Source organism: bacterium, assembly GCA_040755795.1.
Taxonomy (GTDB): Bacteria; UBA9089; CG2-30-40-21; order CG2-30-40-21; family SBAY01; genus JBFLXS01.
This window is the reverse complement of the sequence record JBFLXS010000128.1, coordinates 1-9,541: the sequence shown is the minus strand read 5'-3', so window position 1 is coordinate 9,541 and position 9,541 is coordinate 1. Positions and strand designations below refer to the sequence as shown.

General features: G+C 39.0%; 9 protein-coding genes and 1 tRNA gene. 7 read left to right on the top strand and 3 right to left on the bottom strand.

The window, feature by feature from the left end; translation table 11 throughout:
- Positions 1-743: 743 nt before the first annotated feature.
- Positions 744-1,649, bottom strand: coding sequence for a PorV/PorQ family protein (locus AB1414_09695; protein ID MEW6607706.1), 906 nt, complete (start codon positions 1,647-1,649; stop codon positions 744-746).
- Between the two features lie 133 nt (positions 1,650-1,782).
- Between AB1414_09695 and AB1414_09690 the strand changes: the two genes are divergently transcribed.
- The 4 genes from AB1414_09690 to AB1414_09675 all read left to right on the top strand — a co-directional run bounded on the left by AB1414_09690 (position 1,783) and on the right by AB1414_09675 (position 3,105).
- Positions 1,783-2,037 (top strand): DUF5678 domain-containing protein, encoded by a 255-nt coding sequence (locus AB1414_09690; GenBank protein ID MEW6607705.1) that lies wholly within the window; start codon positions 1,783-1,785, stop codon positions 2,035-2,037.
- Positions 2,027-2,485, top strand: a complete 459-nt coding sequence (locus AB1414_09685; GenBank protein ID MEW6607704.1) for a hypothetical protein — start codon at positions 2,027-2,029, stop codon at positions 2,483-2,485. Before AB1414_09690 ends, AB1414_09685 begins: the two co-directional genes overlap by 11 nt.
- A gap of 100 nt (positions 2,486-2,585) precedes the next feature.
- On the top strand, positions 2,586-2,849 hold the full coding sequence (locus tag AB1414_09680) for a hypothetical protein (protein MEW6607703.1): 264 nt from the start codon (positions 2,586-2,588) through the stop codon (positions 2,847-2,849).
- Entirely contained in the window at positions 2,812-3,105 is a 294-nt protein-coding gene (locus tag AB1414_09675; protein MEW6607702.1) for a type II toxin-antitoxin system RelE/ParE family toxin, read from the top strand. Before AB1414_09680 ends, AB1414_09675 begins: the two co-directional genes overlap by 38 nt.
- 183 nt (positions 3,106-3,288) lie before the next feature.
- Here the strand turns inward: AB1414_09675 and AB1414_09670 are convergent, their stop codons facing one another.
- Both AB1414_09670 and AB1414_09665 read right to left on the bottom strand, forming a co-directional pair.
- Positions 3,289-7,398 carry a DUF2341 domain-containing protein gene (locus tag AB1414_09670; protein MEW6607701.1) on the bottom strand — a complete coding sequence of 1,370 codons (4,110 nt, stop codon included), beginning with the start codon at positions 7,396-7,398 and terminating at the stop codon, positions 3,289-3,291.
- A gap of 447 nt (positions 7,399-7,845) precedes the next feature.
- Positions 7,846-7,926 (bottom strand): hypothetical protein, encoded by an 81-nt coding sequence (locus AB1414_09665; GenBank protein ID MEW6607700.1) that lies wholly within the window; start codon positions 7,924-7,926, stop codon positions 7,846-7,848.
- A gap of 200 nt (positions 7,927-8,126) precedes the next feature.
- Here AB1414_09665 and AB1414_09660 point away from each other — a divergent pair.
- The 3 genes from AB1414_09660 to AB1414_09650 all read left to right on the top strand — a co-directional run bounded on the left by AB1414_09660 (position 8,127) and on the right by AB1414_09650 (position 9,309).
- A tRNA-Ile gene (locus AB1414_09660) sits at positions 8,127-8,211 on the top strand.
- Positions 8,212-8,573: 362 nt separating this feature from the next.
- A complete protein-coding gene (locus tag AB1414_09655) occupies positions 8,574-8,810 on the top strand; it encodes a hypothetical protein (GenBank protein ID MEW6607699.1) in 237 nt (78 codons plus the stop codon).
- On the top strand, positions 8,785-9,309 hold the full coding sequence (locus AB1414_09650; protein ID MEW6607698.1) for a PIN domain-containing protein: 525 nt from the start codon (positions 8,785-8,787) through the stop codon (positions 9,307-9,309). Before AB1414_09655 ends, AB1414_09650 begins: the two co-directional genes overlap by 26 nt.
- Positions 9,310-9,541 lie beyond the last annotated feature (232 nt).

The window sequence follows — 9,541 nt, the reverse complement described above, 5'->3', positions numbered from 1 at the left end:
ACCGTTCAGGTTATACATTAGAAGTGTAAGAAGGGGGATAAGGAGATAAGGAAGATATGGAGATAAGATAATAGAAATAGATTGAAATTTATAGAAATAGGTAGAAATTGATTGTGGGAAACAACAAGTTTCCATAAATTTTTATCAGTTTCTACTAATTTCAATTTTTTGTAAGCGTTCAGGTAACAGAATCAGTTTAAGCTTTAAGATGCGCAACATCTGACGGCTTTGATCAGTTAAATTTAAAATGTTATCAATGACCAATATCGAATGTAGAATGTAGAATTATCAAGTTTTGGTATTTTTCTGTTTAGCCGTTGTAACGCTCTTCAAGATCAAATATTCTACTTTCCTTCGGCATTTCTACTCCTTTCCCTTCTACATTCTACATTCAATATTCTACATTCAACATTTTGTAAGCGTTCATATATCAGAATCTTTTGAAATCTCAACCAAAACTAGTAACTGCTACCTGAACGGTTACGACGCTTTCAGCGTCTATATCGGCAAAAAGTCCTTACCTGCTTCCTAAATCTAATCGCACAGGTCGAAATTTTTATAGAATATAGACGAAACAAATCAAATAGCTCCAGCTTCAGATGAACGACATATTGTTAGCACATATTGCCACTACGGGGCTTACCGCGAAGGTTATTCCATCTGGCTATAAGCATGTTGCCCCTCTGGGGCTAAAGATGTGTCTCAGCTAACCCTACAGCTCGGCTCAGTAAGGATTTGTCCTATCACTTTATCAAAAGGCAGTAGCGGTGGGTTTTACCTAAATCGCCATACGGAACATAGGCATAGTCTAATTGTAAGTTACGGAGTGCAAAGCCTATGCCAAAAGTTATCCCAGAGCCTTCATCTATTCCCGAGTTGTAGCCACCTCTTAATGCAACAGTTGAGGTCAGCCAGTATTCTGTCCCTAAATTTAGCCTCAAGTCATTATCAACTGGCTTATTAATGTCCAGAAGAAGAATGAGTCTATCATCCATAGCCTTATAGGCACTGCCTAATTTGACATTTAATGGTAATTTATCTCCTTCATTAATAAACTTTACCTTTGAGCCTAAATTCTGTAATGCGCCTCCAATTAACAGGTTTTCTACCGGTGTTCTGGATAAAAAGCCAACATCGACAGCAAAGCTATTAGCCTTTTCATTATCAATCTTTAATGAAATTGCTTTTATACTTGCCCCAAGAGATAATTCCTCCGAGAGTTTCCAGCCGTAAGACGCAGTAACTACCATATCCTTTGCCTCAAAATCACCTTCTTCTATCCCATTAGCGTTAATCTTTTTCATATCTCCTGAGCCTAAATACATCATACTCAAGCCTAAAGTTCTATCGTTAGCCAATGGTTGTGCATAGCCGACCAATCCGTAGTTTATCTCTTTGAGCCAATCAGAGTGCATCACTATAATTTGTTTTTCATTCAATTGAGTTAATCCTGCGGGATTCCAGTAGATAGCATTTGTATCATCTGCTAATGCACCAAATGCCTCACCCATAGCCGCAGGTCGAGCACCAACACTTAGTTTAAGCACCTGGGCTCCTGTTGAGCCTTTTTTAGCTGCCTCTACTACCAGACTGTTTAAGGATAACACAAAACCTAAACCTACCAATACCTTTAATACATTCTTACACATTTTAATCTACCTCCTTTAATTTGGTAATTGGTAATTAACCAGTTACCAGTTAACAATTTTCTCCTCTCCTCCTCCTAAAAAATTCTTGACATCTTTATTCAATAGTAGTATACTAACTCCATGGAGGTTTATTATGGTTCAGAGAACTTTTTCTAATTTACCCAAGTCACCTTCTAAAGAATACTGGGATGACTTAGAATGGCTAAATAAACATTATTCAGATTTAAGAAATCAATATCCCGACCAATGGGTAGCTGTTGTTAATCAAAAAGTTGTTTCTTCTGGAACTAATCTTGCTCAAATAGAAACAGAAGCTAAAACCAAAACAGGTAGAAAAGAATTTCCTGTCTTTCTTATCGAAAAGGAACTTAGAATCTATGCCTATTAAAATTAATCTCAGATTTCACGAACTCCCAGACTATCATTTTTTAGACCAGGGAATTTTATTATGGTTAAGAAGAATTATTACTACTGTAAGTTTTGCTACTCCTGATGGTTGGTCTCAACCCCGTCCTGCAATTGTTGATACAGGTTCGTATGCATGTCTAATTCCTCAGTCTATCTGGAAAGAATCATTAGTTAAAATGCTTTCCTCTACTACTTTTAACCTCCATGGACTTATTCGTAAAAGTAAAGATGTTCTACCTGTCTACCTTGGTGAAATCACTTGTGTTATTTTAGATGATATTCAAGTCTCTCCTCCTATATCGCTTAAATCTTATCTTGCTCTTGAGGATGATTGTCCTCTCCTTCTTGGATTTGAAGGTATTCTTTCTTCTCATAAACTAATTTGTGACTATCCTAATAAAGCAGCATATTTTGAAATATATCCATAAATATTATTCTCTCCCTATCTTACTCTCCATTTCTCCTTCTAAAAAAATTCTTGACATCTTTGACCAATAGTAGTATACTAAAGACAAGAGGTGAATATTTATGGCTACTACTTTAACTATCTCTGATAGTACGGTTATTGCACTTCAAAGACTTCTGACAACAAAACCAGCAACTCTTATCCAGAACAACACTATTAAAGGTGTTCTTCTTCACCCACAGCAATATGAAACTCTTCTCCAACTTCTTGAAGACCTTGAAGACCTTCGAGATGCACAAATTGCTGAGGCAGAACATGCCACTGGACAAGGTCGTTCATTTGACGAATATGATAGTGAACGCAGAAAGAGGCAAAGCCGTGTATAGAATCGAAACTGCCAGCCGAAGAGTTGAAAAACAACTTGATAAATTGTCAAATACCATCTATGATAAAGTAGCCCAGGCTATTCGTAACTTAGCTGTAGACCCTCGTCCAAGAGGTGTTAGAAAGCTAAGTAAAAGAGTTTATCGAATTCGTGTAGGTGATTATCGAATCGTTTACAGTATCTTTGATGATAAAAACTTGATAGTTATCGATAAAGTCGATAGACGAAAAGAACGCACATATAAAAGAGTATTGTGATTTATTGAGGAGGAATAATCTCATGGATAACTTAACCCTCCTATTTGTAATGTTTGGTGCCATTCTAATTGTAGGATGGTTCTTCCTTTACTATCAGGAGCATAAGAAAAAATATCGTGAATACAAAGAATAAAAACCTGTAATTTTTATGCAATCTGTGTACATCCGTATCCATCTGTGACTTTATTTAATTATCGCCAATTTACCTATCTTTTTACTTAAAGTGCTGCTATTGACTATGTAGATATACACACCGCTGGCAAAGTCTTTTGCAGTTAGCCAGATATAGTCATTTTCAGTACCGTGCATCTCTGAAACTAACTCACTGGCGATATTGTATATCTTGATATCCCAGTTAGTACCAAGATTTTCAAATTTAATCCCACCAATGTGGGTATGAGTAGTTGTCGGACGATATGGATTAGGGTAGACTTTGAATATAGCTGGGTTACTGATTTCAATGAGCTTACAAATTTGTCTCTCAACTTCTTCCTTACCAGGTGTATCATCAGGTAGTCCTGTTAGTACTGCTAACATTTCTTCGTAGCACTTAATAAACTTAGAGTGGTCTATCTCATAGATACTCATAGCCCTTGCAGGTGCTGGCATCATTAATCTTCCACCCTGAGTCTTTCCCCAATTTACAGCTACGGCGATTATATCTTCTGGTTTTACTATTCCATTGCCATCGGTATCAGCGTAGCAGGCATCTGGAAATGGAGGGATGACAATGCCCCACTTAATAGCTAATTGTTTTTCCCATTTTATCCTTATCTCAAGTGGCGTCTCATCAGACCAACGGGCAGGTCCTGTAGCCTGTAACCACCAATACCATACTATTGGTATTATATCCCATAATGCTACAATCCCATCGTTGTCCGTATCACCAGGCCAGACCTCGGCTGTATCTGTCCCTACATCTACTGTTAATGTACAACTACCTGATGCAAGACCAATTCTATTTGATTCAGAACCATACGCAGATACCTTATGAAGTGTAAATTTAATCTCTTCACCAACCGCAGATTGGTCTAACACTTTAAGCCAAATATTAGTCACCGTCCCATACCCATTTACACCACCACCTTTTCGTGCCACGCAGATACTCAGTGTTCCATTACCACCTCCAGTTAGAATGAGTGAATCTCTGCCGATAAATTCACCTGCTGTGATATTTTCATAAAGTGGCTTAACCACCTGTATAATATCAGGTCTATCCCATACCAGTTCATACACTACATTAGACAATTCAGTTACCTGATTATCTTCATCTCCTACCTGTATGGTGAGTAAAAATTTCACCCCTGCTGGTTGAGGAGAGCTAACTTCGGGTTTTATTGTTACCCTGTTTGTTACAAATTCATCTGATTCAGGTAACAGGCTGACCCAGCTTTGAGTTCCATAAGCCTCTACTTTACTAAAACTCACACTAATCGTCCCAGGTTGAGCCTCTGCAGATAATTTAAATTTCACTAAGACCACATTCCCATAGCCTGTTACGCCTTGTTCAGTTGGTTTTCTACCAATAAATACCGTTACTGTACCTGGAGAAGAGTGGTCTTCCTGAAATATGGGGTCATCTCCTAAGAAATCACCATGTTTAACTTCAAGCACATCAAGAATATCAAAATTGGTATAATGAAGGTTAAATTTAAGGTGATGCAGGTTCTCAACAGGCTCTCCCTCATCCCCAACCTGAATCTTGACCCAAACTTCAGACCCAGCAGATTGAGGTGAGGAAACGATAGGTTTTATTTTAGCAGAGTAGAGAATGAAGTTGACACCTGTTGTCTCAGTGCCTGCTTTAACAACTACTCCACTGGTTTCTGTAGCTAAGTAGCCTGATTTTGATACTCTTACAGTATAAGTCCCTTCTGGTAAGCCAGTGATAGAATAAGTTCCTGCAGCGGATGTCGTAGTAGAACCTTTCACTGTCCCCGTCCCATCCAAAGCCAGCACCGTCGCCCCTTCGATAGCCGTCATCCCATCAGATTCAATGACTTTGCCAGAGATGGAACCACTCGTTGGTGAGACATAGCCATAAATCCAGTCAGGATGAATGTCATCAAAAGAGTTATTGGTTATTCTTCTTAGATTACTTCCATCTTTATTAATGATGTATAGTTCATTCGGGGAAGTCTCCCATTGTCCATAAAAGATAATCTTTTGTCCATCAGGGGACCATCTGGGTTTGCCTGCCTCCCAACCATTTCCTGACTTAAAATCTGTAACAGTTCCCAGATTGGAACCATCGGGGTTAATGACAAAAATATTCTTAATCGGATATGCTGGAAAATGGCGAATTCCCTCAAAAGCTATCTTATCACCAGCAGGGGACCAGGCTGGACTTTGGCTTTCTGTTTTATCTCCCATAGGCGTCCAGGTAAGAGTCCCCAGATATTTTCCAACAATATCATAAATAAACAATTCTATGTCATGTCCCCAGCCAGTGAATTTCCTCACGACGACAAATCTTGTCCCATCGGGCGAGACATCGCAACCATTTGGAGCTGGAAATGGACTTCCTTCTGGCGAGATTATCTCAGTCAAATTACTTCCATCAATATTTATGGAACATAAATAATAACCGCTCTTTATAAAAGCTATCTTTTGATCGCCAGGATACCAACTAAAATCACTTAGATAAACAGCTTCGGCCACATTGGTCACTTGCCTCAAATTTGAACCATCTGCATCCATAACCCAGATTTGCCAACTACCGGTTCTGTTAGACAAGAACGCTATCTTGGTTCCATTCTTTGACCATTTTGGACACTCATCCGCAGCAGGATCATTTGTCAATCTCGTTAAATTACTCCCATCAGCATTCATTGTATATATGTCATAGTTGCCATTCCGATAAGAACAAAACACAATCTTTCCACCCCTTGGTCCGATTTCAGGCAGTTGAAAATCAACTCCCAAGGTTTCTGTCCCTGCGGTCACCACAATATTCCCTTTTACCCGTGTGGCATAGCTACCTTTGGCTGCGGCGATGCTGTAGGTCCCGAGCGATAAATTGCAAATAGAATAAGTCCCCGCAACGCTTGTCGTAGTAGAACCTTTCACCGTCCCCGTTCCATCCAAAGCCAGCACCGTCGCCCCTTCGATAGCTGTCATCCCATCAGATTCAGTGACTTTGCCTGAGATGGAACCAGTAAGGGAATTCTCTTCCGCTCCCACCGCCACCGTCGGCTCGGGCTCGGTGTATTTGCGGACTTTGTAGTTGCCTGTCCAGCCGTCGGTCCATTCCCAGTTCACTGGACCCTCTGTAATTGCAGTTATCGGATAATAGTGGTCAAAAGATATTCCAGAAAAATTGATGACATTTGTAACTGGGCTTCCTGGTATGTGACTCGTACGGTCAGAATCATCAAAGACGCTTAATGTGACTGAGTCCCCGCTTTTTGTGACGCGTACATAGTACAGCGTACCTTGATTAATCATGATGGGCTTACTTTCGCTATATTGCCCATTCTTACAGTAATAATTGAGGATTTGACTGCCTTGAACTGGCCCTTCAACATATGAATATTCAGTATAGCGCGTCCATATGATGTTGGATGTACTTGATGAAGAAGCAATGTTGCCTACATAATTTGTAAAGGCAGGTCCCACTGGATTCGCATTCCCTCCATGTCCGGTAATCTTAATCTCAAAGTCTTCAACAAAGTTCTCCGGTATGGAGTAGGCTTTATAAACATACCCTGGATCGGTTCTTTTCCAATTGGTAAACTCCAATCGGTGATCCACTGTGTAGTCCAGCTCGATTTTGTTGTTGGGATCGTATTCTGTCCATTCGTCATCGTCTACATTGAAATCCTCGAAGATGTCAAAGGTCGCATCTCCATTGCTCGCACTGCTGGCGCCTAAATTCCCGTAATAGAGGTAGATGGTTGAAGTGTCACTCTCACGAATGTTTGGGACTTTGGTCCAAACCTTCGCTTGTTGAGCACCCGAATCCCACCGCTCGATCCAATAGGGAATTTCCGTCTCTGAAGCCCCGTTCCAGTAGGTGAATCGGATGTCGCTCCCATCAGAATTGGGATGGCTGAAGTCAAAGTTAGCCGAGGTCAAGCTGACCAGCACTTGATGGTCCGTCAAGGCGGAAGTAGTGTTGTTCGTGACGGTCACACTGCGACGATAACTCCAACCGGAATAATACCAGGAATCTTGCCCAGCTACCTGAAGAGGATTCCACACCAGAGTTACAACCAAAAGCAACGCCCTAACCACACCGAGTCTCCAAAGACTCTGCTTTAAATCTAACTGATACTGCTTAAGTTCGTTCATTTTAGACCCTCCTTATCTCTTTAAGAATTAGAGTTCTGCAAAATAGCCTAATTTGTCATTATTTGTCATTGCAAGCGACCCTGAATCACCTGACTTTGAATCAAGTTCAGGGGAAGCCATCTCAACCCCTTGCAAAAATAAAGGGATTGTTTCGTCGCTTTGCTCCTCGCAATGACAGCTTCGGGGCATTTTGCAGAAGTCTTTATTAAGTAGAGAGTAGAAAGATTTTTTGTCTGGCTTTGGGTTGGTATTCTTTCTCTTTCTCTACCTCATTACTCTTTTTACATGTATCTATTCAGGTCTATTTTTGACAGGATGAACAGGATTAACGGGATTTTTGTTTATCCTGTTCATCATGGTTATAGTTCCGATGAATATTCCGACAGTTCTCTTTTCTTTCGCTTTACTTCAACCTTATTTTTCTCCAAAATCTGTCCTGACGACAGGTCAGGAATTAATAACCAATCCAACATCCTTATGAGTGGCAGTCAAATAGTTCACCAATTGTAATTCATGTGCCGTGACAATCCGTCGAACAGATAATCTACTTATTTAACATCCTGTAAATCCTGTCAAAAGAACTGAATAGTTACTTTTACATTTTTTATTTGCCATCTGGCAATCTGAATTTTTCCCCTTCCAATAAATCTGCCTCAGAAATGTTTCTGAAATGTTGCTAAGTTTAATTTTCTTTAACAAAGAGCAGTATTTATGGTATCATAATTGCAGGAGGGAGTTGGGCTATGGTAGCCTCACTGTCTGATAAACAAGTGATACCTTAACTGGTATGCGGTTCGATTCCGCCTCCCTCCGCTTCAGAGAAAATATTCATGAAAAAAACACTTGACAAAATTATGAAAATGTGGTATAGTATAATTGTCAGACAGTGATGGAGTCGAACGCATGACTCTATGTATCACTTGGAAGCAAGAGGGAGCGTAAAAAGTTTCCTCTTGCTTTTTTTATAACCGATAAACCTAATTCTAAAATCCCAAAAAAATTAACTTCTTTTTAATTTTTGGTAAGCGGATTAAACGGATTGATCGGATATGTTTTTTATCTTTTTATTTATCCGTTTTATCTGTTACATCCGATTACTGATTTTTTCCCTTCCCAGAAGGGCTGTCTCAGAAATGTTTCTGAGTTAAAATTTTAATTGACAAAGAGTGATACTTATGGTATTATTATCTTCAGACGAGGTAATTATCATGCAAGCTGAGTTAAATCTATCTAAAGAAATTATCAATTTAAGCAAAAGAGCCAGGATAATAACTTTTGAGACAGTTAGGGATAATAATTTCGATCCGGTAGAGGATATGATTGGGAGTATTACCCTTAACCATCCTATTGATGTCGAGTCGCTATTAAAAGAAGGGAGCTTTTACGGTGTCAGCAAGGATTTTGAAATTTGATGCTTCACTCCCTAATGTTATCTTCTGGGATGCAAATTTTGTTATTAACTCTTGCGTTACTGAGGCTAAATATTTCTCAGAATGCAGTAATCTTCTTCGGAAAATAGCAAAAAGAAAGATTACTTCAGTCATTTCTACTTTAATTCTGGAAGAATCCTGGTACGGTCTATTAAGAATCAAACTAATTAAAGAGTATCAGGACAAATGGCTCGACAAACTCAGAGAAGATTCAACTATCATTACAAAGCATATTCCTTATCTCAGGCAAATAACCACTGATCTTTCCTTAATACCTAATCTCATCATAGTAGAAATCCCATCTATTGTTACCTTGAGAGCATTAGAGTATATGGCAAGGTTTTCACTTCTTACCAGAGATGCTATTCATGCCGCTACTATGTTCTATTTAGGAATCAGAAGTGTTATTACTACTGACCTTGATCTAAATAGAGTAGATGGAATTAATGTCTATACTTGCAATCCCAAAGCTTTCTTATGAACATCTACCTTCCTTTTCTATCCTAAAATCCCTAAAACAATTAAATTCTTTTTAACCATTTTCTCATCAACTCCTTATCTATTATTAAGTAGCGAGTAGCAAGTAGACAGGCTGTTGACATAAAATCTACCTTTTTTTCTTATCGGTTTTGACTTTAATTTTTAACATAAGAAGTCCGATAACTTAAAAACTGGGTTTTATGAATGCTATCTTTAAAATCTTAAATCTTTCT